21 protein-coding genes are annotated in these 26,529 nt (G+C 55.8%); 13 read left to right on the top strand and 8 right to left on the bottom strand.

From position 1 onward, the window contains the following. Positions 1 to 39: 39 nt before the first annotated feature. From OGV77_RS11505 to OGV77_RS11490, 4 genes are read left to right on the top strand one after another with little or no spacing between them, the layout of a single operon-like run. Positions 40 to 1,173, top strand: coding sequence for an amidohydrolase/deacetylase family metallohydrolase (locus OGV77_RS11505; RefSeq protein ID WP_087051762.1), 1,134 nt, complete (start codon positions 40 to 42; stop codon positions 1,171 to 1,173). After that, a complete protein-coding gene (locus tag OGV77_RS11500) occupies positions 1,157 to 2,275 on the top strand; it encodes a DgaE family pyridoxal phosphate-dependent ammonia lyase (protein WP_087051763.1) in 1,119 nt (372 codons plus the stop codon). The genes OGV77_RS11505 and OGV77_RS11500 overlap by 17 nt, the downstream gene beginning before the upstream one ends. After that, the gene (gene dagF / locus OGV77_RS11495) at positions 2,272 to 3,012 is read left to right on the top strand and encodes a 2-dehydro-3-deoxy-phosphogluconate aldolase (RefSeq protein WP_087051764.1); all 741 of its coding nucleotides are present in this window, start codon (positions 2,272 to 2,274) and stop codon (positions 3,010 to 3,012) included. Before OGV77_RS11500 ends, dagF begins: the two co-directional genes overlap by 4 nt. A gap of 21 nt (positions 3,013 to 3,033) precedes the next feature. After that, positions 3,034 to 4,947, top strand: a complete 1,914-nt coding sequence (locus OGV77_RS11490) for a BglG family transcription antiterminator (RefSeq protein WP_047406644.1) — start codon at positions 3,034 to 3,036, stop codon at positions 4,945 to 4,947. 66 nt (positions 4,948 to 5,013) lie between these two features. Here OGV77_RS11490 and OGV77_RS11485 read toward each other — a convergent pair whose 3' ends face one another. Genes OGV77_RS11485 through OGV77_RS11460 form a run of 6 tightly spaced genes read right to left on the bottom strand, consistent with a single transcriptional unit; the run spans position 5,014 to position 12,402 of the window. Further along, on the bottom strand, positions 5,014 to 5,406 hold the full coding sequence (locus OGV77_RS11485) for a DUF4280 domain-containing protein (protein ID WP_087051765.1): 393 nt from the start codon (positions 5,404 to 5,406) through the stop codon (positions 5,014 to 5,016). Continuing rightward, positions 5,403 to 6,329, bottom strand: coding sequence for a type VI secretion system protein TssA (locus tag OGV77_RS11480; protein ID WP_231130629.1), 927 nt, complete (start codon positions 6,327 to 6,329; stop codon positions 5,403 to 5,405). The genes OGV77_RS11485 and OGV77_RS11480 overlap by 4 nt, the downstream gene beginning before the upstream one ends. After that, positions 6,326 to 9,865 (bottom strand): type VI secretion system protein, encoded by a 3,540-nt coding sequence (locus OGV77_RS11475; protein ID WP_087051767.1) that lies wholly within the window; start codon positions 9,863 to 9,865, stop codon positions 6,326 to 6,328. The genes OGV77_RS11480 and OGV77_RS11475 overlap by 4 nt, the downstream gene beginning before the upstream one ends. Beyond that, positions 9,862 to 10,611, bottom strand: a complete 750-nt coding sequence (locus tag OGV77_RS11470) for a DotU family type IV/VI secretion system protein (RefSeq protein ID WP_286502658.1) — start codon at positions 10,609 to 10,611, stop codon at positions 9,862 to 9,864. Before OGV77_RS11470 ends, OGV77_RS11475 begins: the two co-directional genes overlap by 4 nt. Further along, entirely contained in the window at positions 10,592 to 11,929 is a 1,338-nt protein-coding gene (tssK, locus tag OGV77_RS11465) for a type VI secretion system baseplate subunit TssK (RefSeq protein WP_087051769.1), read from the bottom strand. The genes OGV77_RS11470 and tssK overlap by 20 nt, the downstream gene beginning before the upstream one ends. Before the next feature lie 14 nt (positions 11,930 to 11,943). Further along, positions 11,944 to 12,402, bottom strand: coding sequence for a T6SS protein Cts2N (locus OGV77_RS11460; protein WP_286502657.1), 459 nt, complete (start codon positions 12,400 to 12,402; stop codon positions 11,944 to 11,946). Positions 12,403 to 12,776: 374 nt separating this feature from the next. Here OGV77_RS11460 and tssB point away from each other — a divergent pair, with 374 nt between their 5' ends. From tssB to OGV77_RS11415, 9 genes are all read left to right on the top strand, one after another. Then, positions 12,777 to 13,289 carry a type VI secretion system contractile sheath small subunit gene (gene tssB, locus OGV77_RS11455; RefSeq protein ID WP_043018227.1) on the top strand — a complete coding sequence of 171 codons (513 nt, stop codon included), beginning with the start codon at positions 12,777 to 12,779 and terminating at the stop codon, positions 13,287 to 13,289. An 18-nt stretch (positions 13,290 to 13,307) separates the two neighbouring features. Then, on the top strand, positions 13,308 to 14,789 hold the full coding sequence (gene tssC, locus OGV77_RS11450) for a type VI secretion system contractile sheath large subunit (protein ID WP_051642785.1): 1,482 nt from the start codon (positions 13,308 to 13,310) through the stop codon (positions 14,787 to 14,789). 19 nt (positions 14,790 to 14,808) lie between these two features. Then, complete coding sequence (locus OGV77_RS11445) at positions 14,809 to 15,294, top strand: Hcp family type VI secretion system effector (RefSeq protein ID WP_043018228.1); 486 nt, start codon at positions 14,809 to 14,811, stop codon at positions 15,292 to 15,294. Then, complete coding sequence (tssE, locus tag OGV77_RS11440; protein WP_045447450.1) at positions 15,294 to 15,674, top strand: type VI secretion system baseplate subunit TssE; 381 nt, start codon at positions 15,294 to 15,296, stop codon at positions 15,672 to 15,674. The genes OGV77_RS11445 and tssE overlap by 1 nt, the downstream gene beginning before the upstream one ends. 20 nt (positions 15,675 to 15,694) lie before the next feature. Further along, entirely contained in the window at positions 15,695 to 17,416 is a 1,722-nt protein-coding gene (tssF, locus tag OGV77_RS11435) for a type VI secretion system baseplate subunit TssF (RefSeq protein WP_087051771.1), read from the top strand. Then, a complete protein-coding gene (tssG, locus tag OGV77_RS11430; RefSeq protein WP_087051794.1) occupies positions 17,380 to 18,327 on the top strand; it encodes a type VI secretion system baseplate subunit TssG in 948 nt (315 codons plus the stop codon). The genes tssF and tssG overlap by 37 nt, the downstream gene beginning before the upstream one ends. Then, positions 18,318 to 20,819, top strand: coding sequence for a type VI secretion system ATPase TssH (tssH, locus tag OGV77_RS11425; RefSeq protein WP_087051772.1), 2,502 nt, complete (start codon positions 18,318 to 18,320; stop codon positions 20,817 to 20,819). Before tssG ends, tssH begins: the two co-directional genes overlap by 10 nt. Before the next feature lie 444 nt (positions 20,820 to 21,263). Then, on the top strand, positions 21,264 to 23,228 hold the full coding sequence (locus OGV77_RS11420; protein WP_087051773.1) for a type VI secretion system Vgr family protein: 1,965 nt from the start codon (positions 21,264 to 21,266) through the stop codon (positions 23,226 to 23,228). Further along, the gene (locus OGV77_RS11415) at positions 23,228 to 23,749 is read left to right on the top strand and encodes a toxin-antitoxin system YwqK family antitoxin (protein WP_087051774.1); all 522 of its coding nucleotides are present in this window, start codon (positions 23,228 to 23,230) and stop codon (positions 23,747 to 23,749) included. Before OGV77_RS11420 ends, OGV77_RS11415 begins: the two co-directional genes overlap by 1 nt. A gap of 22 nt (positions 23,750 to 23,771) precedes the next feature. On the opposite strand, the gene nrdG is transcribed toward OGV77_RS11415, so the two are convergent. Together nrdG and nrdD are read right to left on the bottom strand one after the other, a co-directional pair. After that, positions 23,772 to 24,236, bottom strand: a complete 465-nt coding sequence (nrdG, locus tag OGV77_RS11410) for an anaerobic ribonucleoside-triphosphate reductase-activating protein (protein ID WP_047406606.1) — start codon at positions 24,234 to 24,236, stop codon at positions 23,772 to 23,774. A 120-nt stretch (positions 24,237 to 24,356) separates the two neighbouring features. Then, the gene (gene nrdD, locus OGV77_RS11405; RefSeq protein WP_043018234.1) at positions 24,357 to 26,495 is read right to left on the bottom strand and encodes an anaerobic ribonucleoside-triphosphate reductase; all 2,139 of its coding nucleotides are present in this window, start codon (positions 26,493 to 26,495) and stop codon (positions 24,357 to 24,359) included. Positions 26,496 to 26,529: the final 34 nt, after the last annotated feature.

The raw sequence follows: 26,529 nt of genomic DNA, 5'->3' as shown, positions 1-26,529 counted from the left end.
ATAAGGCGGTTGCGCCGCCATCCGGCAAAGGAGAGAGCGATGTTTGATTTACTCCTGCGCCGTGCGCGCCTCGTTGACGATACGCTGAGCGATATTGCGCTCAAAGACGGCAAAATCGCGGCGTTGGGCGACGTTGATGGCCCGGCGCTGAAAACTATCGAGCTGGGCGGTGAGTGCTACGTCAGCGCAGGCTGGATTGATTCTCACGTTCACTGCTACCCGAAATCCCCGATTTACCACGACCAGCCGGACAGCGTCGGTATTGCTACCGGCGTGACCACGGTGGTGGATGCGGGCAGTACCGGGGCGGATGACATCGACGATTTTTACACCCTGACCCGGGAAGCGGCCACCGAAGTGTATGCGCTGCTGAACATCTCCCGCGTTGGGCTTATCGCCCAGAACGAGCTGGCTAACATGGCCAATATTGACGCCGATGCGGCGCGCCAGGCGGTGAAGCGCTACCCTGATTTTATCGTCGGCCTGAAGGCGCGCATGAGCAGCAGCGTAGTCGGTGAAAACGGCATCACGCCGCTGGAGCGTGCCAAAGCGATGCAAGCGCAGAACGGCAACCTGCCGCTGATGGTGCATATCGGCAACAACCCGCCGAATCTCGATGATATCGCTGAACGCCTGAGCGCAGGCGATATCATTACCCACTGCTACAACGGTAAGCCGAATCGCATTCTGACGCCGCAAGGCGAGCTGCGGGCGTCAGTGACCCGGGCGATTTCACGTGGCGTGCGTCTGGACGTTGGGCATGGCACTGCCAGCCTGAGCTTTGCGGTGGCAAAACGCGCGATCGGCCTGGGCATTTTGCCGCACACCATCAGCTCCGATATTTATTGCCGCAACCGTATCAGCGGCCCGGTACATTCCCTGGCGAATGTGATGTCGAAATTTCTCGCTATTGGGATGTCGCTTCCGCAGGTCATTGAGTGCGTTACCGCCAATGCCGCCGATGGTCTGCGCCTGAAACACAAGGGGCGACTGCAGGTCGGTCTGGATGCCGATTTAACCCTCTTTACGCTTAAGCGCCAGCCAACCGTGCTGGTAGATGCAGAAAACGACAGCCTGCAGGCTGAGCAACTGCTGGTGCCGCTTGCCGCAATACGTGCGGGCAAGGGCTATATGACCGAACAAGGGAGCGCGGAACATGCCTTCGATTTTTGAGAAATACAACCTAAAACAGGTGATTAACACATCAGGCCGCATGACGGCGCTCGGCGTTTCCACGCCGCGACCAGAGGTGGTTGAGGCTGCAATGGCCGGGATGAATCAATACTTTGAGATGAAAGACCTGGTGAATAAAACCGGTGACTACATCGCGAAATTGCTGGAAGTGGAAGGGGCAACCGTCGTCTCCTGCGCCTCGGCCGGAATCGCCCTGTCGGTGGCTGGCGTGCTGGTTAAAGACAGCGACTGGCTGCTGGAGAATCTGCACGTTGCGCCCATCGAGAACAACGAAATTGTGTTGCCCAGAGGTCACAACGTCAACTTTGGCGCGCCGGTGGGCACCATGGTGGCGCTTGGCGGCGGCAAGTTAGTGGAGGCAGGTTATGCCAACGAATGTTCCGCGGCGCAGCTGGCAGCAGCTATTACGCCCCGTACGGCGGCCATTCTATATATCAAATCTCATCACTGCGTTCAGAAAAGTATGCTTAGCGTGGAGCAGGCTGCGGTGGTTGCGCGTACGCATAATCTGCCGCTGATCGTGGATGCGGCGGCGGAAGAGGATTTGCAGTGCTACTACCGGGTTGGTGCGGATCTGGTGATTTATAGCGGCGCGAAGGCGATTGAAGGACCCACCAGCGGTCTGGTGATAGGTAAAACCCAGTACGTTGAGTGGGTGAAACGCCAGACGGCGGGAATTGGCCGGGCGATGAAGGTGGGCAAAGAGGGGATTCTTGGCCTGACCTGCGCCATTGAACTGTATCTGAACGCGCAGAAAGAAAGTGGTGCGGAGATGGTCGAGAAAATGACGCCGTTCATTAACGCGTTAAACCAGCTTCACGGCGTGAGCGCCCGCGTGGTGTGGGACAGCGCAGGGCGTGACATAGCGCGCACGGAAATTAAATTTGACGAAGCGGTAACCGGGATCGCCACCGGCGAACTGGTTGATGCGCTGAAGCAGGGGGAATACGCGATTTACTTCCGTGGTTACAAAGCCAATGAAGGCATTATCGAAGCCGACGTGCGCAGCGTCGATCGCGCGCAGCTGGAGATTGTGGCCCGTCGAATTGGCGAAGTGATTTTGCAGGAGAAAAACGCATGAAACTGACCCCTAACTTTTATCGCGACCGCGTCTGCCTGAACGTGCTGGCCGGCTCCAAAGAAAATGCCCGGGATATTTACGCGGCGGCGGAAGGACACGTGCTGGTTGGCGTGTTGTCAAAAAATTACCCTGATGTCGTAAGCGCGGTAGCGGATATGCGTGAATACGCGGCCCTTATCGACAATGCGCTCTCCGTGGGGCTGGGGGCGGGCGATCCAAACCAGTCGGCGATGGTCAGTGAAATTTCCCGTCAGGTGCAGCCCCAGCATGTCAATCAGGTCTTTACCGGCGTGGCGACCAGTCGCGCGCTGCTGGGCCAGCAGGAGACAGTGGTCAACGGTCTGGTCTCGCCAACCGGCACCCCGGGCAGGGTGAAAATCTCCACCGGTCCGCTAAGCAGCCAGACGCCAGACGGTATTGTACCGATAGAAACCGCGATTGCGTTGCTCAAAGACATGGGCGGTAGCTCAATTAAATACTTCCCGATGGGCGGCCTGAAATGCCGTGACGAGTACATCGCGGTTGCGCAGGCCTGTTCCCGTCATGACTTCTGGCTGGAGCCAACCGGCGGGATCGATTTGGATAATTTCTCTGAAATCCTGCAGATCGCCCTCGATGCCGGAGTGAGCAAAATCATTCCTCACATCTATAGTTCGATTATTGATAAGGTGAGTGGTAACACCCGCCCGGACGACGTACGCCAACTGATGGCGATGACCCGGGCCTGCGTAGGCTAACTGAAAGATGAGGAAACTGACGTGCGATTCCCCAACCAACGTTTAGCGCAGCTGTTTGGCATGCTGCAAAACGAAGCGCTTCCACAGGACGAGCTGGCGCAGCGGTTGTCGGTTTCCACACGCACCGTACGGGCGGATATCACCGCGCTAAACGCGCTGCTCACCCAGTACGGCGCGCAGTTTGTCCTCAGCCGTGGGAACGGTTATCAACTCAAGATTGACGACCCGGCAAGCTATCACACCCTGCAAACGCAGCGGCCCGACGCGTTGCTGCGCATCCCACGCACCAGCCAGGAACGGGTACACTGGCTGGTGGTTCGTTTTCTGACGTCGGCCTTTTCGCTGAAGCTTGAAGATTTGGCTGATGAATGGTTTATCAGCCGTGCGACGTTGCAAAACGATATGGCTGAGGTGCGCGAGCATCTGCAACGTTATCATCTGACGCTGGAAACGCGTCCCCGTCACGGCATGAAGCTGTTCGGCAGCGAGATGGCGATTCGCGCCTGTTTGACCGATCTGCTGTGGACGCTGGCGCAGCAGGATCCGCAGCATCCGTTAGTGACGCAAGAGGCGCTGAATGCCGGGATCCCTGAACAGCTTCAACCCGTTCTGCAGGATATTTTCGCCCGTTTTCATATTCGCCTGACCGATGAGGGCGAGCTGTTTTTACGCTTGTACTGCGCGGTGGCAGTCCGGCGGATTAGCGAAGGTTATCCCCTCCCGGAGTTTGCCGCAGAAGAAGCCGAGCAATCGGTGTGCCTGGCCACGCGAGAAATCACAACGGTACTGCACCGGCTGGCGGACAAACCGCTTTCCGTTTCTGAAGAAAACTGGCTGCAGGTGCATATCGCCGCCCGCCAGGTACAAGAGATCGCCCCCAGCGCCATCAATGCGGATGATGACGAAGCGCTGGTCAATTACATCCTGCGGTTTATCAACAGCCAGTACAACTACAACCTGTTGAATGACAAACAGTTGCATGCTGACCTGCTGACGCATATTAAGACGATGATCACCCGGGTGCGTTACCAGATAATGATCCCCAATCCGCTGCTGGAAAATATTAAACAGCACTACCCCATGGCGTGGGACATGACGCTGGCCGCCGTCTCGGGATGGGGAAAATATACGCCGTACACCATCAGTGAAAATGAGATTGGCTTCCTCGTGCTGCATATTGGCGTTGGGCTGGAACGTAGTTACAACATTGGTTACCAGAGGCAGCCGAAGGTTCTGCTGGTATGCGATGCCGGAAATGCGATGGCGCGGATGATTGAAGCGGTGCTGGCGCGTAAGTATCCGCAGATAGAGATCGTCGATACCGTAACGCTGCGCGACTACGAACAGCGGGAAAGCATTAGCGAAGATTTTGTCATCTCTACCGCGCGGGTGGGTGAAAAAGATAAGCCTGTGGTCATGATTGCGCCGTTCCCTACCGATTATCAACTGGAACAAATTGGCAAACTGGTGCTGGTCGACAGAACCCGTCCATGGATGCTGAACAAATTCTTCGATGCCGCCCATTTTCGTGTGATCGATGAGCCAATGGATCAACAAACATTGTTCAACGTCTTATGTCGCCAGTTGCAGGATGAAGGCTTTGTCGATGCGGAGTTTCTTGATTCGGTGGTTGAGCGTGAGGCTATCGTCAGCACCATGCTGGGTGACAGCATTGCCCTGCCGCACGCCCTCGGTCTGCTGGCAAAGAAAACGGTGGTCTACACCATCCTCGCCCCGCAGGGTATCGCCTGGGGCGATGAAACCGCGCACGTGATCTTCTTGCTCGCCATCAGCAAAAGCGAATACGAAGAGGCGATGGCCATTTACGATATTTTCGTCACCTTCCTGCGCGAACGCGCGATGACGCGGCTCTGCGCATGCCGGAATTTCACCGAGTTCAAAACGGTCGCCATGGAGTGCGTGAGCCGTTTTTAAAGACGCTGCAATTACCTTGCAGCGTAGTCTCCTGCAGTCGTTACCCTTAATTTCAAGGGCATAACATCACGCCACAACAGTCGTTAGCTGCCCAGGAAAGCTAATCTGGATCACGCCGCCCCACATGCAGATCAACTGCGACTGAGCGGTGAGAGCGGGCATATTTCCCACCAATACTGTGGGTGATCCCGGCATCCAGGGGGCTGGTGTGGCGGGGATGCACGGCATTGGCGTCAGCATGCCGAGCGCTGCGGCGGTTGCGGCTGCAACGGTCGGGTTGGCGAGGCTGTTGCACATGCCGAACGGCATAATGTTCACCAACGGTTTGTTATCCATAATATTCGCCATCGGCATGTTTCCGACGATTGTTCGGCTGGTGGGCAGCACGTTCAACGTACCTGGCGCGATGCCAAAGGAACACTGAAGCAATGCGCCGGTACAAACTCCGGGACAGCTCATGGTAGTACCCCCAATTGCCGCCACAGTCGGCGAGCGGATTCGTCGCTGGTGATCAGTTCATTGAGTAGTTCCGGCAGTGGCGTGTGCCCCCAGGCATAGGCGCGATACAGTAAATAGGGTACCGGGCTATGCGGTTCGGTGCGCGCCAGGTAATCTGCGACCTGTTTAATCATCAGATATGCCTCTTCCCGATGGGCAAATGTGGCGTTATAGCTGAGTGTTGGGGAGCTTTCCTCGCTGACAGATTGCGGCTGCACCGGCAATACGCTGCCTCCTAACGCCTGCAGGCCGGTTTTGATCTTTTGTTCCAGTGCATTAAATGAAGGTGCAGATGCTGCAGGCCAGTTCTGACAGACGGCATTGAGACGTGTGAGCCACGCCATGCTGGATGTCAGGGATTTTATGGTGGACTCGTCTGCGCCTGGCAGCGGAACATCAGAAAATTTTCCCTGCTGCCACTGGGTCAGTGAGACGGTTTCCCCATGAGCGATAAACAGCGGGGCTTCAGCGACCAGAGTGGCGTAGTGTTGCGCCATCCAACTGAGCGGTGCGGCGCGATAGTCATAGTCACCTTCTTTAATTTGGGGATGCAATTCCTCGGGATAATGCTCCAGCGCCAGAGTCACTAATGCCAGCGCATCGGGCAGGGCCGCTAAGCCGCGAGCTCTCATCCATGCTTCGCCCAACCAGCTCATAATGACCAGGTCTTTGCTGAGCGTTTTCGTCAGCACGGTGGCGATTTTGGCGACTTCATCCCAGTCGGCACGGCGCGGCGTACTTTGCCAGACGCCGGTGGGCAGCGTTTCGTCATCCTGCTGGCGGGCGGCAACCAACTGGTCGAATTCTGGTGAATAACGGATAGAGTCCCCGCACGGATTATCCGCCTGAATGGGGGCCAGTAATGCCTGAATATGTTCCATCATTTTCCTCCTGATAATCCCTGCTCGGTGAGCGGTATCCATGGTAGCGGCGCTTTGTTTTGGACATCTAACAATGTGACCTGCCAAAATACCGTCGACTGCAATGGCTTCTGACCATCGCCTACGGGGAGCGAAAAGCGCAGCGGCAGCGGTTGCGTCAACGCGCCACCGACGCGTTGTTGTTCAATCATCCTGAGCAGCGACCACGCTCCCTGCCAGCGCCAACGCCCAGTATCACCGCTTACCGTTACGCCTGTCTGTGACAGGCCTGGCATTGGACGCCAGGCGGAATTGGCTGCCCAGCGCAGGCTAAAGTTCAGGTTATCGCCGCTGCGCCAGTGCAGGTCAGTTGAGCCGTCGGGGTAGCTGATCGATTGTTGATTGCCGACGAGTCGCCAGTCGGCAATCTGATCCGCGCCAGCCTCATGGTTGCGTGAGGTGCGCCAGATAACCCGTAACGTCACGCCTTCAGGGCTGACCAACGCCGAAAGTAGCGGTTGTGCTGCTGCCAGTTGCTGAATCAGTGGCGGCTGTTCGGATAACGTTTCGGCGGGGAGTTGCGTGAGCAAAACGGTCAGTTCGCGCACCCGATCGACATCAGCATCCGGCGCGTTTGGCACGGCGGTAAAGGGGAAGCGCCCTGCAAGCCAGGTGTTGTACAGATTGAAGATCTTCTGTACCGCGCCGATGCTGGCCTGTTGGCGTAATTGCTGACATTTTTGCAATGATGCGTTTACCAGCGCGTTGAGCGATTGACCGTAAAAATCGTTACTGCCCGCGCTGCGAAACTGCGCCAATTCACTCTGGCAGTTCTGTGCGGAGAGCGTCGGCAGCGCGGCGGCAAGGGTCGCCATCTGCATCGGCGGACTGCCAGGATCCTGTTGTTGTAGTCGTTGCATGGCCGCCAGTGAGCTGCTCCAGCGAACGATAAGCTGGTTATCCATTGCCGTTAGCCATGGGCGCTGCTTGTCGAGCCAGTCAATATCCTGCTGATAGCGGACCAGGACGCCAGAGATTTGCTCTGCTTGTGCGCTAGCCCAACCGGCAATTTTCTGCCCGCTAGCCTGAGCCTGTTCTGTGGTAGCGTAATTGACCGCCGGAGGGTTAATCGACGGAAGTAACGCGCCGCCGTCCTGACGTACCCGGCTAATCACCTGGGCTGCGGTTTGTTGGCGCAATGCTATAGCAAGCTGAGGACGATTGAGCTGGTTGAAAGCCTCAATGATCTGATCCGCGCTGGCGGTGCTGACATTGCTGTTGTCTGGGGTTCCGGCTGTCCCTGCGTATAGCGCCTGACGGATGGCGTTTTCCACCGCCTGTCGCGCCAGCATGGTGATTTTGGGTCGCCAGATGCTGTCTGGAAGCTGCTGTGTAAAGCGCTCAAATCCACCATACAGCGCCTGCGCCTGCTGGAGTTGCAGATTGCCGGGATAACCGACAGGGTCCCCGGTGGGCTGACTTGCTCCCTGCTGCCAGAAGGGTTGGTTAAGTAAATCACGCAAGCTTTTTTGTAATGCCAGAAGGTCCGGCGATACGCTGAATTGCCCTTCCGCGGATTGCTCGGTTAGTGAGGAGAAGTGCAGCCTGGAGCCATCAACCTGCGCCAGAAAGCGTTGGCGAAGTAGGGTTTCGTGGCGAAGCAGTTCCTGAACCACGCCGTTGTCGATAAGCCTAAGGGTCCGTGCCTGCGTGAGCAGCTCATCCAGTGGCAGTCTGATTGGCGAATTTGTTGCGTCACGACTCAGGTTATTGATGGTTGTCAGCGTTGCCTGTAAGCGGCTGACCTGGCGGATAAGCGAGCGGACGAACAACGGGGTAACCCCGGAGCCGTTGCCAAATAGCGCCAGCAGTTGTTCGAGTTGCTCTTCGTTGTTATCCAGGCTGGTATTGCCATAGTTTTGCTCCAGCCAGCGCATGGTTTCGTGAGAAAAAAGTACGCTGTTGCGCTGAGTCAACTCGCTGGCGTCGGGTAATTTCAGTCGCGAGAGATTGAGCGTGGCAAACATTTCGTTGAGCTTTTCCTGCGAGGGCAAAGAGTCGGTGTCAACGGTCACGCCCCAAACGCTGGCGCTGACGTTTGCCAACGTCTGCACAGTAGGTTGCTTCATCTGCATCAATTGCAGCAACGGCAAATAGCGCGACTCCATTTGTTTTGCCTGAGTGAGCAAGTGCTGAATTTGCCGGTAACGCTCTTCGGGTAGCAGATCGTCTTGCTCAAAGCCCCTTTCATGTTGATTTTGCAGGCAGATACTGTTGGTGGCGGGCACCAGCAGGCTAACCAGGGTAACGTTGCTAAACGTCTCGCGCAATTTTGTATCGGTACGGCTGAACAGCGAGCCGGGCCAGACGATGGAACGAAACTGCCACTGTGGAATGCCGTTGAGAACCCGCCAGTACAGCGTGGTGGAACGCTCACCCGTGATATCGGCTCGGGCGGCTGTGGCGAGGACCTGCAGACGATCGTGCAATAGTACGGCGTTGGTGTGCTGGTATCGCCAGCTCCAGGTCATGGCGGCAAGCCAGAGAACGCAAAGGCAGCTATAGCAGGCGAGGGTTATGAAATGGCGGCGCAGGTTCAGGCGCAGCAGGCGGCGAACCGGAAGCGCGAGACCGCGCTCGGCGGTAATTTTTCCGCTCAGCAGCGACTGGCAAAACTGCATCTGCGGTTTGCCCTCCGCCATCGTTCGTGCAACAAACCAGATCCCGCGAAGCTGCGGCGGCTCATCGCGGGCATGACTGTTAAACAGGCCGTCAAAAGCGTCATGCAACGGTGTGGCAAGCGGCGGGAAGTTTTCTGGCAGGCGGAATAATTGCTCCGGCGTGTTGCCTCGCAGCGCGCCAAGCTCGGTTATGAACATCCGCAGCGAAGTACGGGTATTGTCCAGGGCATTGTCGATCCACTGCGGTTTCCAGATGGCTTCTCTGGCGACCGGAATCGTGCTGCCAATAGGACTGCGGCGAGCATCCACTGGCAATAGCTCCAGTAAAGAGGTGGTGCCTTCCAGTGATTCCATGCCGCTGATGATCAGGTAAATTGGCAGACTCAGTCCGCACACCTGCTGCAACTGCTGACAGTTATGCAACAAGCTGGCGCGGACGGTATCATCGTCGTATAGCGTCTCTAATGAAAGGGTGATAATCAGTGCGTCCAGCGGTCGCTGTGGGCGGCTTTTCACCAGTGCAGACAGCGTCTTCTGCCAGTCGTTCTGGCGAATTAGCCGCTTTTTGCCAACGGTTTGTAGCGTTTGCGGCAGGCACAGAAGGCTGCACTGAGGATTAAACCACCATTGCCCGAACCAGTATTCCTGGCCGTCGGTGAGTGACCAACTGCGGCAAAGCAGACGATTATTCTCTTCATCGCCAAGCATCAGGATTCGCATACTGTCGTAAGGATCCTGACCTGTGCAGGCTCGCTGGATCTCCTTTTGCGCACGGTTGAACGTATCGTTTCGGTATTCCCACTGCCACCAGACGCACCAGAGAGTAATCGCCAATAGCACCAGCATAATAATCAGTAGCGTAAGCCAGGGTTGCGTCACTTATCATCTCCCTGGCAAGACTGGGTTACCGGAAAATCTGGCAGCGTATTTACGCCAATGGCATCTTCAATACTCAGCCACAATCGCTGACTCAGCAGCAATAGCGCCAACAGTATGACGAGGGCGATAAGATGCAGGCGCGAATTGTCTGGCAGGCGGCGATGCGCCGGAAGCTGTAAAGGGGTGCCCAGCGCGGTCGATTCCATACGTTCGGCTATATCGCTGAGCTGAGCGTCACGCTGAAAGGCAAAATGCCACAGCAGGCGGCAGGTTTCCTGATGATTCTGCAGATTAAAATCGCTACGTCGGGAACCAAACCCCAGCGTCAGGCAGCGCAAATACAGCACGGCTAAATCTCGTTTACCTGGGCTACGTTCATTGAGCAGGGCAGCGATCTTGCGGGGGATCTGATCCCCTGCGCTATGGGTTTGCCACAGATGATACTCCAGCGGGCAGGACTGCCACAGGGAGAGCGCGGGCCAGTCGCCGTAGAGTACGGACTCATCAATCAGCGCGACCAGGGCATAAACGGCAGCGTCAATCTGCTGCTGAAAGGGCGAACCCAGTTCGCGGGTCAGACGTCGGTTGTACTCTTCTACCACCTGACTGGCATATACAACGGCCTGATTATGCAGCTCATCTGGCGGTAGCGGAGTGCTTTTCCAGCGTTCGAACTGCGCCAGCCAGCGGGTGTAAATCTCATCAAACAGATGGCTGGCAGGCATATCAGGATGCGCGGGCGTCATGGCTTACCTCCTGACGGTAGAGCATGATCTGCTGCGGCATATCCTCTGTTTCATGCAATGGGGCAATAACCAGCGGCGTCCCTTTTTCGAACCACTGGAGGGTAAGGGTTAGGGTAAACAGGGCCACATTGCCGTCGATTTCCCAGTCACTGCGCTGCTCTGCAGCCAGCGGAGAGAACGTCATTCCATGCATCCGCTGACGACGCAGGACGGGTACAAAGGGATGGCTGGTGATAAGGCTCATTTGTAACCATTTTTCTGCTTTGGCGGCGTTGCCTCCGGGCATCAGCAGACCTATCACCACCTGCTCTCCGGCGTGGAGATCCGGCGGAAGTTGCAGTGAAAAAGCGTTATCCAGTTTGCTGAAATTTAGCCGCTGATAGCGGCGATGAATATGTGCCAACTGGTTTTTCAGTACGGTGAAAAGAGATGCAAATGCGGGCATCATGTTCTGATAATCAAAAGCTGGCAGCAGGGGCAGCGTTTTATCCTGAGTCAGTATTGCCGTTTGCCCGATAAAGAGACTCAGCGCGCGGTAAAGATCCTGTGGGTGCGGCCGCCCGCTGCTAATCAAGCTTTCCACCAGCGGCAATGCGCCCTGGATACTCTGCAGCGACAGCGTAAGCCATAGCCAGTCGTTGGTACGCTGCCCGTGTTGCGCCAACTGCATTTCCCGGCTCAGAAACAGAATTTTTTCTCTTGCCTGTAGACAGAGTTGTCGGGTGTGGCGCGCCAGGTAACTCTCTTCGTTGACGGTAGGAGAGGGGGGAAACCACTCGCTCTGACGAAATCCGCCTTCGCTATACACAACCTGCAGCAGCGGCAGACAGACGAAATCGGCGCGATCGTGCTGGCAAACCAGACGCGGTTCGGGCTGCCATTGCGAAATGCTCTCGGGAAATTCACCGCTACTCAGGTCAGGCAGCGGGGGGCTGTTGACTGATCGACAGCGGCTATTCATCAACTGCCACTGTCCGGCACGGTTTAGCGGCGGCAGCGCCAGCCAGAGGATATGCTCACTGTCCGGCGCGGCAGGCAGCAAACGGGCGCAGTCAAACTCCAGTGATAAATCGTCGCTAATGTCATAATTGACCGGCGTGCCGTCGGGCATAATTGCTTCCAGGCGCAAAATACGTAGCGTTCCTGCACACAGCGCCGCTTCGTCAATCTGTAGCCGGTTGACGCCCCAAAACCACGGATTAGCGCACCCGGTGAGCGCTGCGCAAAGCGTTTCATTGCGCAATGCCTGCAACTGGAAATGTTGAGGTAGCATTGCCATCCCTTCATACCAGCAAACCATTGCCGGAATTGTGCTCATAGTACTTTCCTTGTTCAGGGGGCCGGGACTGCTTCATCCGTCATTAGCAGCAGATGCAATGAATCTGCTTTATCCAGTCTTAAGCGGTGTTCTCCTGCGCTGCTGTAGCGGGCAAACAGCAGAATTGCTTCTGCCTTAACGCCCTGCAGAGGGGAGCTTTTGGTCACAAAACGCGAATTCGGCACCAGCTCCAGCGACCAAACGTGCAGCCCGTCAGGGCTATCGCGCAGCAGTTGTGATTTGGCGTTAAACCATTGTGTTGCACTAAGCGTTTGTACGGTTGGCAGCAACGCGTTATCGGCAACCGCGACAATATCCACTGCGACTGGCGTGTTATCGTTTGCATCTGCTACGGTTTCAATGACCACATCATTAAATGCCACACGGTTTTGCCACAATGAATAGCCGCTACTCAGTAAAATTAAAATACTGAATAATATTATGCTGGCTGGATGGCGTAGGCCGTTTGTCATATAAAATCCTTTTATATCTTCCTTAAGAAGGTAATTAATAGCAACGGTTCTGTTTTTGACTTAAATCATTATTGGACGAATCTGAAGTAATAAAATTCGTTAACATTTAAATATTCATGTGATTTATATTTCCCGCGCAAAGTATTATTTTTAATTAACTTTTCATGTAACTTGTTGATTTTTATTGGTTGATTTTAAGTTAATTGATTTTTATCAAATGTTTTATTTTTGTGTAAAAAACAAAAAATTAAGTTGATATTTATTTTTTGTTATGTTTTTTATATTGCAGGTAGTTATTCATGAATATCACTTTTCGAATAATGGTGCGGCAAATATCGTACCAGGGATACTATTGCAATAAAAAAGGATTAAATATGGCCGAGAGCATACAGCATAAACTCAACCGTATTAGGCCGCCGCGCGTACAAATAACGTATGATGTGGAAACGGGTGGGGCGATTGAGAAAAAAGAACTTCCCTTAGTTGTTGGTATTCTGGCTGATTTATCCGGGCATCCAGCATCCCCACCCGCTAAATTACGTGAGCGGCGATTCGTCGAAATCGATCGTGATAATTTCGATGATGTGCTTTCCTCCATCTCACCTCGTCTGGCGGTTCAGGTAGAAAATCGTCTGGCTAATGATGGCAGCAAATTGAACGTTGAGCTGCGCTTTAACGAGTTCGACGACTTTTCGCCGCTCAATATTATCAATCAGGTTAAACCCCTCCAGCGTCTTTTCCTCGCCCGCCAACGCTTGCGCGACCTCCTCACCAAACTGGATGGTAACGACGATTTGGATGCGTTGTTACAGCAGGTGGTAAACGATAACGCAGAACTTCAGGCGTTAAGACCTGCTGCTGAAGAAAAACCAGCTGAAAACGCGTGACGGAAAAGGAGAAGAGCAATGGAGAATGTGCAAGAACAAACTGAAACGGGTGGACAGACCGTTACGCTGAGCGTACTGGACCGCATTATTCAGGAAGGACGGATGGCTCGTGATGAGCTGCAACAAACCTATGCGCGGGACATGCTGGAAGAGCTGGCGACGCAAATCCTCGATGAAGGAATGGCGATCGGAAGCGACACTGTGGCGATGATCAACCACCGTATTGCGCAGATCGATGAGCTTATCAGCGCCCAGTTGAATGAGGTGTTGCATCATCCGGATACCCAGAAGCTGGAGTCTTCCTGGCGCGGGTTGCATCAGTTTGTAATGAACACTGAAACCAGTACGCGATTGAAGTTACGACTGCTGAATGTCTCGCGCAAAGAGTTGCAGGACGATCTGGAAAAAGCGGTTGAGTTCGATCAGAGCACGCTGTTCAAAAAGCTGTACGAAGATGAGTACGGCACCTTTGGCGGTAACCCTTACAGCGTGCTGGTGGGGGATTTTGAGTTTGGCCGTCATCCGCAGGACGTGGCGCTACTGGAGAAAATATCTCAGGTTGCGGCGGCCGCTCATGCGCCGTTTATTGCCGCTGCCAGCCCGCGCTTGTTTGATATGGGATCGTTCGCTGAGCTGAGCGTGCCACGCGATCTGGCGAAGATCTTCGAAAGCACCGAGATGATCAAATGGCGAGCTTTCCGTGAAAGCGACGACTCGCGCTATGTCTCGCTGGTGCTGCCGCACGTTTTACAGCGTCTGCCCTACGGGCCGGATACGGTGCCGGTAGACGGGGTAAACTTTATCGAGGACGTTAACGGCCTCGATGCCAGCAAATACCTGTGGGGGAATGCCGCCTGGGTACTGGCCAATCGCATTACCGAGGCGTTTGCTTTATATGGCTGGTGCGCGGCGATTCGTGGCGCAGAAGGTGGCGGACTGGTGGAAGGCCTCCCGGCGCATACTTTCTCTACGCCATCCGGTGATATCAGTCTGCGCTGTCCGACGGAGGTAGCCATTACCGATCGCCGTGAAAAAGAGTTGAACGATCTTGGGTTCATCGCCCTGTGTCATAAAAAGAATACGAATACCGCCGCGTTTTTTGGCGGGCAAACCACCAACCAGGCAAAAATCTACAACACGCCTGAAGCCAACGCGAATGCGCGGATCTCGGCGATGCTGCCGTACGTCCTTGCCGCCTCCCGCTTTGCGCACTACCTGAAAGTCATTATGCGCGACAAAGTCGGCAGTTTTTTGAGTCGCGAAGATGTTGAGCGATTCCTCAATAACTGGATTGCCAGTTACGTGCTACTCAGCGACACAGCACCGCAGGAGATCAAGGCGCAATATCCGTTGCGCGAAGCACGGATAGACGTACTGGATGTTCCCGGCAAACCTGGTGTCTATCGCGCGGTGGTATTCCTGCGCCCTCATTTCCAACTGGAAGAATTGACCACATCTATCCGCCTGGTGGCGGAATTGCCACCGCCTGTATCGGCTTAATTACATAAGGGAAGATTCTATGGATGCTATTTTTTTAAAGATTGATCCGATCAAAGGTGACAGCAACGTTGATGGATATGTAGACCAAATTGAAATTATGTCCTTCAGCCATAATGTTGCGATGCAGGTTACTAATGATGTGAGTAACACCAACCGTACGTCTGGTCGGGCGCATGTGGGGGAGATGTCACTGACCAAATTTGTCGATATTTCCACTCCTGAACTTAATCTTTACTGTTGTTCCGGGAAAATGATTACGCAGGCTGTTTTAACGCTATGTCGCAATGATGGCGATTCGGTGCTGCCGTTTATTGTCTATACCCTCGACAACGTATTGATTTCACATATCAGCGTCAGCGGCGGCTCGGGCGGTAAACCTGTTGAAACGCTATCCCTAAACTTCAGCAAAATTAAATGGGAATTGAAGGCCCAAAAATTAGAAGGGGCGGAGAAAGGTGCGGCGGCGTCGACCTGGGATATGGCGATGAATAAAAATGGTGGTTGATGATGAAATCATCCATCCCGGTTGCATTGTTCGACAGACTGATGGATGAAGGTGTTACGCCGCGCGAGTCGGTGTGCCGGGAGCTGAGGCGATTGTTCAACTCCCGCGCTCCTGCGGATGATGACGCGTTGCCGCTGCTGCTTGCCTGGGGCGTCCCGGAATGGCATGGACTGAACGCGGGCGATGAACGAGTGCTTAGCTGGTATTGTCGCCGGCTACGCGCAGCCATTTTACGCAACGAGCCGCGGATCCAGGCGCTAACTATCAGCGTGAAGGATGCGCATCATCAGACGCTGGCGCTACGCATTGAAGCGATGCTGTGGAACGATGACGACCCGTTGACGCTGAGTCTGGCGTATCAAAACGGCAGTTGGCAATAACCCGCGAAAGGGGGAGATCAATGGACGATCGATTGCTGGAAAATTATCTGCAGGAATTGCGATGGTTGCGAAAAGCCAGCGGGGAGTTCGCCCATCGGCACCCGCACGTAGCCTCTCGTCTGCGGCTGAGCGAATTTGATTGCCCGGATCCGCATGTTGAACGGCTATTAGAAGGCTTCGCTCTGCAAAGCGCCAGGCTGCATCAGCGCCTTGACGACGGCTTCGGTGAACTGTGCGAATCGCTACTGGAGCAGCTTTCTCCCCATGCCATACGACCGTTTCCTTCCTCTGCTACCGCCAGTTTTACTGCGGATCCGTTGGCAGGCGATTTGAGTCGGGGTTACGCCCTTCCAGCCGGAACGCCGCTTTACGCGCTAACGGAAAGCGGTAAGACGGTCTGGTGGCGTACCGCGCTGGCGCAAACGCTGTGGCCTATTGAGATTGAAGATGTTAGCTGGTGTGATGCGGCCCAGGCCCGGCAGTTAACCGGGCTGATGCGGGCGCGCGGCGCGTTGCGGATTCAGCTACGTTGCCTGCCGCCACATCAGTTTTCAACGTTGGCGGTAACACAGTTGCGCATTCATCTCAGCGGCTCGCCGCAAATCAACGCCACGCTGTTTGATTTGTTGTACGCCCATGTCATCGGGCCGCTGCGCCCACATCCCATTGGCCTGCTGAATGCCGAAAAGATTTTGCCCTGCGAACCGGGCGTAGAGTCCAGCGTGCTGGCGCTCAGTGCCTGGATGAACTGTCCGCAGGCGCTGATGTATTTTGATTTGCCGCTGCCGCCGACGAAGGATGGCGATGGCATGACCTTGTGCATTCCTTTCGATCGCGCTCCGCCGGGGGCACAGCATATTCACTCGGGTGATATTCGTCTGGGCTGTGTGCCAATCGTTAACCTTTTCACCCGGACCTCTGAGCCACTGATCGCCGGGCATACTCGCAGCGAGCATCGGCTGGTGGCCGATCATCACGATCACCATGTACAGATCTACCGTGTACAGACGCTGTGGATGAGCCGCCGTGAGGAGGCCTGGTGCGTGCCTGCATATTACTCGGCCCGCGGGCATAGCGAGTCCCGCTGGTTCTGGCATGCGCGGCGCAACCCCCAGCAGGGCAATGCGCTGTGGTTAACCCTGGTGGACAGCCGCTTCGACCCGTTTGCTCCGGACGAAGAGACAAGCCTGACGGCGACGCTCTGGTGCAGTAACGGTAACAAGGCTGCACAGCTTTGTGCGGGAACGCCTCTGACCTTTGAAGTCCCTGGTCCGGTCGCGCAGGTGCATTTATTGGGAACGCCGACCACGCCTTCTGCGCCCGCCTTGCAGCGAGATGCGCGTTGGAAACTGCTTTCTTCGCTGGCGCTCAATCACCTTTCATTGACCGAGGGAGAGAGGGCTCTGGACTCGCTCAAAGAGCTGTTGGCGCTGTATGCCCCTTCCTCTGCGTCACCCGCCGTCTGGCAACAGATAAATGGCATCCGCGAGATGTGTTGCCAGCGGGTTAGCGAGCACCGCGGAGGCGATGCCTGGCGCGGCTGGCATAACGGTATTCGGCTGACGCTGACCCTCGACCCACAGGCATTTACGGGCAACAGTCGGCTGTTGTTTGCGGGGATTGTCGCCCGTTTTCTGGCGCGTAACGCGACCGCTAACTGCTTTGTACGTACGGTATTGCTGGATGAAGGGGAGGAGCTGTCGCTATGGACAGACGTCGAACAGACCGCGCTGATAGCGTAATGGCGCAACTTAAGGGCGAGCCGTGGCGCTTTTCGCTGGAGCAGTGCCTCAGGATTTTACACGCGAGCGGCGACACGCCCGAACTGCGGGGCGAGCTGGGGCTGGCGTTTGCGCCTGCGGAACTCGGCGCGCTGAACAACGACGTTCTCCATGTGCGTAGCCTCGGGCCGGGAGGTGCGGATGGCGTACTGCCCTACGGCTGGCTGGAATGGCTGCAGCAGGCGACGCAGGATAAAAACAGCGCACCGCAGGATTTTATCTTTATGTTTCAACAGCGTTTTATTCAGCATCACTACCGAAGCCTGAGCCTGTATCGGCTGGCTACGCCCTACGCGCGCCGCGAGAACGCGCCGGGGCTGTCGGTGATGCGGGCACTGTGTGGTTTCAGGCTTGATGCTATGGAAAAGCATGAGTCTGCGCAGGTGCAGAGCCTGCTGATGCAATGCGGCAGCCTGACGAATCGCAGGCGTTCTGCGGCTGGATTTGTGGCGCTGGTCGAGGCCGTACTGAACGTCACCGTGCATGTCGAAGAGTTTGTCGGCCGCTGGCAGCCTTTGCCGCAGGCATCCATAAGCCGGACGGGATGTCGGCTGGGGCGCAACAGCGTCGCCGGGCGACGGATCTGGAATCAGCATGCGGCGCTGCGGGTGCACCTGCATGCTGAAAGCCCCACCCGGTGGCGGGCGTTTTTATCCGATGGGCAAGCCTTTCTTCAGCTCAGCAAACTGGGGCAAATCTGGTTTGGCCCAGGGATAACACTGCAACTGATGATGCGCGGGACGCTAAATCTTGACCACTGCCTGAGCCGCGATACGCCGCCGCGTTTGGGCTATACCGCTCAACTGGCAGGGCGTAAACCCGCCGTGTTTCACTGCCAACAGCAACTTGAGGAGAACAACGCATGGACTTAAAAGCGCTGGTACAACGACTGAATCCGGTTTGCTTTCGTGCGCTGGAGCAGGCCGCCGAACGCAGCCGGGCGCAGGGACACTGGTTTGTTGAGCCGGAGCATCTGCTGCTGGCATTGCTCGATGATGAACACTGTGATCTCGCGTATTGCCTGAGCGGCGCGGCGATTTCCGTCGACACGCTGCGCGAAGAGATCCATAGCGCCCAGGCGCAGTTTAAATCGGGCTGCACGCGGATGCCGGTATTTTCCGTGCAACTGGTGGAGTTGCTGGAAGGGGCGGTTTTGTTGGCGGCTTTCCAGCGTCTGTTGAAGGTCCGTTCAGCGTTGTTGCTGCAAGCCTTACTCACCCGAGAACGTCTGCGCGCCCAGTTGGCGCAGGGAATGCCGCTGCTTTTGCAGCTTCCGGCGGGGGTGATGGAAAGCCAGTGGCAGAGCTGGTGTCGTGGCTCTGTTGAAGAATTAAGCGACACGCATACGGGAGAACACCCGGAGCGTGAAGGCGGCGTGCTGGATCAATACACCCACGATCTGACCCGTGACGCGCGGGAAGGGCTGATCGATCCGATCATCGGGCGCGACGCGGAGATCCGCCAGTGTATCGACATCCTGCTGCGCCGCAGGCAAAACAACCCGATTCTGGTTGGCGCGCCGGGGGTGGGCAAAACCGCCGTCGCTGAAGGGCTGGCGCGACGCATTGCCGAAGGAAGTGTGCCGCCGCCGCTGCGCGATGTCGCTCTGCTGTCGCTGGATCTCGGCCTGTTGCAGGCGGGCGCGGGCGTGAAAGGTGAATTTGAACAGCGGCTGAAAGGGGTGATCGACGCGGTAAAAAAATCCCCGCAACCGATCATTTTATTTATCGACGAAGCCCACACGCTGATTGGCGCGGGCGGCGCCGAGGGCGGCAGCGACGCCGCCAACCTGCTGAAACCGGCGCTGGCGCGTGGGGAACTGCGCACCATCGCCGCGACCACCTGGCAGGAGTACAAAAAATATTTCGAAAAGGATCCGGCGCTGGACCGGCGTTTTCAGCGTATCCAGATCGAGGAACCGGACGAGAACAGCGCGGTGGTGATGCTGCGGGCGGTGGCCGACAAGCTCGAGGCACACCACGGCGTGCAGATCCTCGATACCGCCATCCGCGAGGCGGTGCGTCTGTCGCAGCGCTACATCTCCGGGCGCCAACTGCCGGACAAAGCCATCAGCGTGCTCGACACCGCCTGCGCAAGAGTGGCGCTGGCGCAGCATGATGTGCCGCCCCAGCTTGAGGAGATCCGTCAGCAGCAGGCGGCCATCGAAGAAGAGAGTGAACGCCTCAACCGCGAGTTGCTGGTGGGCGTCGATCATCACGACCGACTGTGTGAACTGGAGGCGCTGGCGGAGAAATTGCGTCTTCAGGCGCGGGAAGTGGAAGGGCGCTGGCAGGATGAGCGTCAGCGGGTCGGCGAACTACTGGCGACGCGCCAGCGGATGCTGGATCTCAGTGCGCGGCTGGACGATGACGAGGAACTGGAGCAAGAGCTGGTGGAGTGTGCGGCGCTGATTGGAAAACTGGAAACCGCCGCTGCCCAACTGCGCGACGAGGTGCCGCTAGTGCCGGATTGTGTCGATCCCGCCACGGTGGCGGCGGTGATCGGCGGCTGGACGGGCATTCCGCTTGGGCAGATGCTCACCGACGAAGCCCACGCTCTGCGTACGCTGGTTGAACGGATGAGTGCTCGGGTAATGGGTCAACAGGCAGCGCTGGAGACCATCGCCCAACGTCTGCGCGCCTATCGCAGCGGCCTGACCGATCCGCAAAAGCCGGTCGGCGTGTTCCTGCTGGTAGGGCCAACCGGCGTCGGCAAAACCGAAACCGCCTATGCGCTGGCCGACGCCCTGTACGGCGGTGAACGCAATCTGATAACCATCAACCTGTCTGAATACCAGGAAGCGCACACCGTCAGCCAGTTGAAAGGCGCGCCGCCGGGCTACGTGGGCTACGGCAGCGGTGGGGCGTTAACCGAAGCGGTGCGCCGTCGCCCCTATTCGGTGGTGCTGCTCGACGAAATAGAAAAGGCGCACCCGGACGTGCTGGAGGCGTTCTATAACGTCTTCGACAAAGGCGTAATGGAAGACGGCACCGGACTAATCGTCGATTTCAAAAATACGGTAATGCTGGCGACCAGCAACGTCGGGGCGGAATTAATTCTCGACACGCCTGCGGCTGAATTAAACCGCGAGCGGTTTAACGAGGCGCTGCGCGAGGAACTTTTAACCCATTTCCGCCCGGCGTTTTTAGCAAGGATGACCACGGTGGCCTATCGCGCACTGGATGAGGAGATATTGAAGGGGATTGTGCTGGCGAAACTGGAGAAATTAGCGCAGCGATATTTAGTGGCGACGGGAGAAAAATTAAATATGGAGGATGGATTGGTCGAAAGAGTAATGGAGAAATGTAAGGGAGTGGGGGCCAGGGATGTTGAGAATCTGGTGGTTGGGGAAGTGATGGGATAATTATTGAGGAATTAATATGCCACATAATGGAAGATGCATAGAAATATCTTGTAGCTTTGTTCACCCTTCAAGACAAGTAACAAGAACATATAATACATCTCGATACATATATTCGTATGAACAAGATGATCAGTTTACATTCATAAGAATTTTACGGCATGCAAAAAGAAAATATGCATCTGAAAATATGATTAGGCATATGTGGATTGGCGCAATTAATACAAATCAGAGAATGCGATTCCATATTCATGCAGATACAGAACTATCAGAACAACATGAAATTGTTCCCTAATCAATTGATGTGTTGTTATTTTCAAATTGAATGCAGAACTGCCGGATGGCGGCTTTGCCTTATCCGGCCTACAAAGACTGCACATACTGTAGGCCCGGTAAGCGTAGCGCCACCGGGCATAACGTACTCGACAAATATAAAAGGAATTTCATATGTCAGATTCCACCATCATCAAGCTTACCTCCCCAACATTAACCGATCTGGTCGCCGTCACCGCGCAAACCGACTCACAACTTAACAGCCTGATCACCGCCACCGTCGCGGGAACCACCTCTGCGCCGTTAACGCTGGATGCCGCGCTGGCGACCCATCTGACCGCCACCATCAACGACGCCGATTACGACGGTCTGATTGCCGAGGCGCACCAGCTTCCGGCGACCAGCAATGCCGATCGCTACCAGTTTGTGCTGCGCCCCTGGCTGTGGTGGCTGACGCTCGCCAGCAACAACCGCGTGTTTCAGAACCTCAGTGTGCAGGAGATCGTCCAAAAGGTGTTTAAAGACGCCGGGTTTACCGACTACACATTCCAGTTGAAAAGCAAACCGGCGAAGCGTGAATACTGCCTGCAATATAACGAAAGCGATTTTAATTTTGTCTCACGGCTGCTGGAGCAGGAGGGCATCTTCTGGTTCTTCACCCACGCAGCAGGCAAGCACACGCTGGTGCTGGCGGATGACAACAGCGCCTTCCCGCCGATTACTGGCGATAAAAAGGTCAAGTATCAGGCCGCAGCAAGCGGCGCACGGGAAACCGGCATGATTCGTTCGGCACAGCTGCGTTTGCAGGCCACCGCGCAGGGCTTCCAGAGCAGCGACTATAACTATGAACAGCCAAAAGCCGCGCTGTTTGCACAGGCCGGGGAGAAGAAGGGCGGGATGCAGTATCAGCATCCGGGGCGTTTTAGCGTTAAAGCCGAAGGCGACGCGCTGGCGGCGTGGAAGGTTAATGCCCTGAAGGCGCAGGCCAAACAGCTGGTCGGTGAAAGCGACTGTGCGGCGCTGATGGCCGGGCACTGGTTCACCTTAACCGATCACGATGACAAGGTGCTAAACATCGACTGGCTAATCACCGCCGTCAGCCACGAGTACGACGGTGAACATTATCGCAACCGCTTCACCGCCATCCCGAAGGCCACGCCGTATCGCCCGCTTGCCGTGACGCCGCAGCCCTTTATGCATACGCAGACGGCGCTGGTGGTGGGTAAAAGCGGAGAAGAGATCTGGACCGATAAGCTTGGTCGGGTGAAGGTGCAGTTCCCGTGGGACAGAGAGGGTAAAAGCGACGAAACCAGCTCCTGCTGGCTGCGGGTCGCCACCGCCTGGAGCGGCAATGGCTTTGGCGCGCAGTTTATCCCGCGCATCGGTCAGGAAGTGGTGGTGAGCTTTATCGACGGCGACCCGGATAAACCGCTCATTACCGGCTGTGTGTATAACGGCGCGAATGCGTTGCCGTACGCGCTTCCGGCGAATCAAACCCAGTCCGGGATAAAAACCCACAGCGAAAAAGGTTTTAACGAACTGCGCTTCGACGATAAAAAAGATGCCGAACTGCTGGCGATGCAGGCGCAGAAAGACTTCCAGCTCACCGTGCTCAACGACAGCAAAACGACTATCAGCCATGACGACATTCAGAGCGTCAAAAACGATCGTACGCGCACTATTGAAGAGGGCAACGAAACCGTCACCCTAAAAAAAGGCAACCGGACGGTGAAAATTGAAAAAGGCAGCGACACGCTGGAGGTAAAAGAGAAGCGCAGCGTCACGGTGAAGGGCGATCAGGAACACGCCATCGACGGCAACCAGACGCATAAGGTAAAGGGCAACTACACGCTGAACGTCGACGGCAACCTGACGATTAAGGTCAGCGGTACGCTAACCCTGGAGAGCGGCAAAACGTTGGACATCAAGAGCGGGGCGGGTCTTAACGCCAGCGCATCGGGCAGTATGAAGCTGGATGCCACCAACATCGCCAGTGAAGCGAAAGCCTCGCTGACTCAAAAGGCCGCGACGATAACCCACGAAGCGAAGGCCACGCTCACCAGCAAAGCCAGCGCCACTCAGACTGTGGATGGCGGCGGGATGCTGATGATTAAGGGCGGGATGGTGAAGATTAACTGATGAGCGATACGCAGGAGTATCAACAGGATAGCACCCTGCTACGAGCGAATTTCGCAAACGACCAGCTTAACGGTGAAACGCGAATTGAAGAAAACGGACGCCTGCTGGCGGTTCTGCGTTACCAGCAGGGGATGCTGAACGGGATGATGGAGCGCTGGCATCCTAACGGCCAGCTTGCCATGCAGCAGGCGTATCGTGAGGGCAAGCCGGACGGTATTGCTCGTTACTTCTCGGAAAACGGTGAGCTACTGCGAGAAGAGCAGTGGCTTAACGGTCAACTGCACGGCGAATGCCACAGCTTTTATCCTTCCGGGCAGGTACAGCTACGTGAACAGTGGCAGCAAGGGCTGCGCCACTCTCTCAGCGAACAGTTTTACCCGGACGGGACGCTTGCCCAGCGTTTATCTTATGAAAAGGGGATAATGAAAGGTGAGGCGCAACGCTGGTTGCCGGATGGGCGCGCCATTGATGCCACAGGTAAAGCGCAGTCGCGAATGAGCAAATGGACGGAGAGGCTGTGAAAAAGCCTCTCCAGATCGCGTGTTAACGCAAATGATGTACCACCTGGTTGCTGCTGCCGCGCCAGATCAGCGCCGGGTCTTTCAGATCCTGCACAAATTTGCCGTCGACCAGCACGTTGATGAGATCCACCACCTGCATTTGCGCAGCGTTGAGTTCCTCAAGCTTGTAGCCGGTCCACACCCAGATATCTTTTCCCGGACACTCAGCGCGAATACGCTGTACCAGTTGCAGAATATCCGGCACGTTTTGCGGATGTAGCGGATCGCCGCCGGACAGCGAAATCCCCTGACGGTGAATGCGCGTGTCGTTCAGATCGGCAATGATCTTATCTTCCATCTCTTTGGTAAACGGTTCGCCGGAATTGAGCCGCCAGGTGCTTTTGTTATAGCAACCGGGGCATTCGTGCACGCACCCGGAGACAAACAGGGTGCAGCGGGTTCCAGGGCCATTGACGATATCGACGGGGTAATATTGGTGGTATTGCATAGAGGATGTCCAGAAAGCATGTAGGCCGGATAAGGTGCTTGCACCGCATCCGGCAACATTGTGATGCCTGATGGCGACGCTATTGCGTCTTATCAGGCCTACGGCCTTTGCAAACGGAAATTAACCTATCTGCCCATTGCCTAAATGCTTAACGCGGCGCTTCACTTCTTCCTGCTTACCAGCGTTAAACGGACGCGCGTCCGGGCTGCCTAAATAACCGCATACGCGGCGGGTGACCGACACGCGGGCCGCGTCGTGGTTACCACATTTCGGGCAGGTGAAGCCTTTGCTGGTGCATTCGAACTCGCCGGTAAAGCCGCACTCGTAGCATTCATCGATGGGCGTGTTGGTCCCGTAATACGGCACGTGCTGATAGCTGTAATCCCAGACGTCTTCCAGCGCTTTCAGGTTGTGCTGAATATTTGGGTATTCGCCGTAGCAAATGAAGCCTCCGCTTGCCAGCGGCGGGTACGGCGCTTCGAAATCGATCTTGTCGTACGGGTTTACCTTCTTCTCCACGTCGAGGTGGAAGCTGTTGGTGTAGTAACCTTTGTCGGTGACACCCGGCACTACGCCAAACTCGGCGGTATCCAGACGGCAGAAACGATCGCACAGGTTTTCACTTGGCGTGCTGTACAGGCTAAAGCCGTAACCGGTCTCGTCTTTCCACTGATCGACCGCCTGACGCAGGCGTTCCACAATGGCGATACCTTTGGCGCGAAGCTGCTCACTGTCGTACAGGTGCTTGTCGCCAAACAGCGCGTTGATGGTCTCGTGAATGCCGATGTAGCCCAGAGAGATGGACGCGCGACCGTTTTTAAAGATTTCTGACACATCATCGTCCGCTTTCAGACGCACGCCGCAGGCACCTTCCATATACAGAATTGGCGCAACGCGAGCTTTCACGCCTTCCAGACGCGCAATACGGGTCATCAGCGCTTTACGCGCCAGCACCAGACGATCGTCGAGCAGTTTCCAGAAGGTGGCTTCATCGCCATGGGCTTCCAGCGCGATACGCGGCAGGTTGAGGCTGATAACGCCGAGGTTGTTACGGCCATCGTGAACCTGTTCGCCGTTCTCGTTTTCCCACACGCCGAGGAAGCTGCGACAGCCCATTGGCGTTTTGAACGAACCGGTGACTTTGACTACCTGATCGTAGTTCAGGATGTCCGGATACATACGCTTGCTCGCGCACTCCAGCGCCAGCTGTTTGATGTCGTAGTTCGGATCGCCAAACTTGTGGTTCAGGCCGTCACGAATCGCGAACACCAGTTTCGGGAAGACCGCAGTTTTACGGTTTTTACCCAGGCCAGCAATGCGGTTACGCAGAATGGACTGCTGGATCAAACGCGATTCCCAACTGGTTCCCAGACCAAAACCGAAGGTAACAAACGGCGTCTGACCGTTGGCGGTATGCAGGGTATTCACTTCATACTCGAGCGACTGGAAGGCGTCGTAGCACTCTTTCTCGGTACGGGAATGCGCATAGCCGTCGGCGTCCGGGATCTGCCACTCTTCAGCGGTTTTGCGATGCTTGTTAAAGCTCTCGGTCACGAACGGTGCGAGAACTTCGTCAATACGGTTAATGGTGGTGCCGCCATAAATATGGCTGGCAACCTGCGCGATGATTTGCGCGGTGACGGCGGTCGCGGTAGAGATGGATTTTGGCGGTTCAATCTCCGCGTTACCCATTTTAAAACCCTGCGTCAGCATGCCTTTCAGGTCGATCAGCATGCAGTTAAACATTGGGAAGAACGGAGAGTAGTCGAGGTCGTGATAGTGAATATCACCACGCTCGTGCGCCTGGACGACATCACGCGGCAGCAGGTGCTGACGTGCGTAGTGTTTGGCAACGATACCGGCCAGCAGGTCGCGCTGGGTCGGGATCACTTTGCTGTCTTTGTTGGCGTTTTCATTCAGCAGAGCAGAGTTGGTTTGCTCAACCAGACCACGAATTTCCTGGTTCAGACGGCCACGTTTTTCACGCTGTATATCACGGTCGTGGCGATATTCGATGTACGCACGGGCGAGTTGTTTATACGGGCCAGACATCAGCTGGTTTTCTACCGCTGTCTGGATCTCGTTGATATCGACCTTGCTGCGCTCATTCATCTGGCTACTAACGACTTCTGCGACGGTGGCACAGTAATCTGCGTCATCGACTCCCGCTGCTTTAGCTGCACGCAGAATGGCTTCTTTGATGCGCTCTGATTTAAACGGCACTTTACAGCCATCTCGTTTCATCACATGCGGTGTCATGATCACTCCATATTTATAAGAACAGGTTATCCAC

The organism is Citrobacter sp. Ce129 (genome assembly GCF_030334545.1).
Classification (GTDB): domain Bacteria; phylum Pseudomonadota; class Gammaproteobacteria; order Enterobacterales; family Enterobacteriaceae; genus Citrobacter; species Citrobacter europaeus.
The sequence above is the reverse complement of the archived record's forward strand: the minus strand, read 5'-3'. Positions and strand labels throughout refer to the sequence as shown.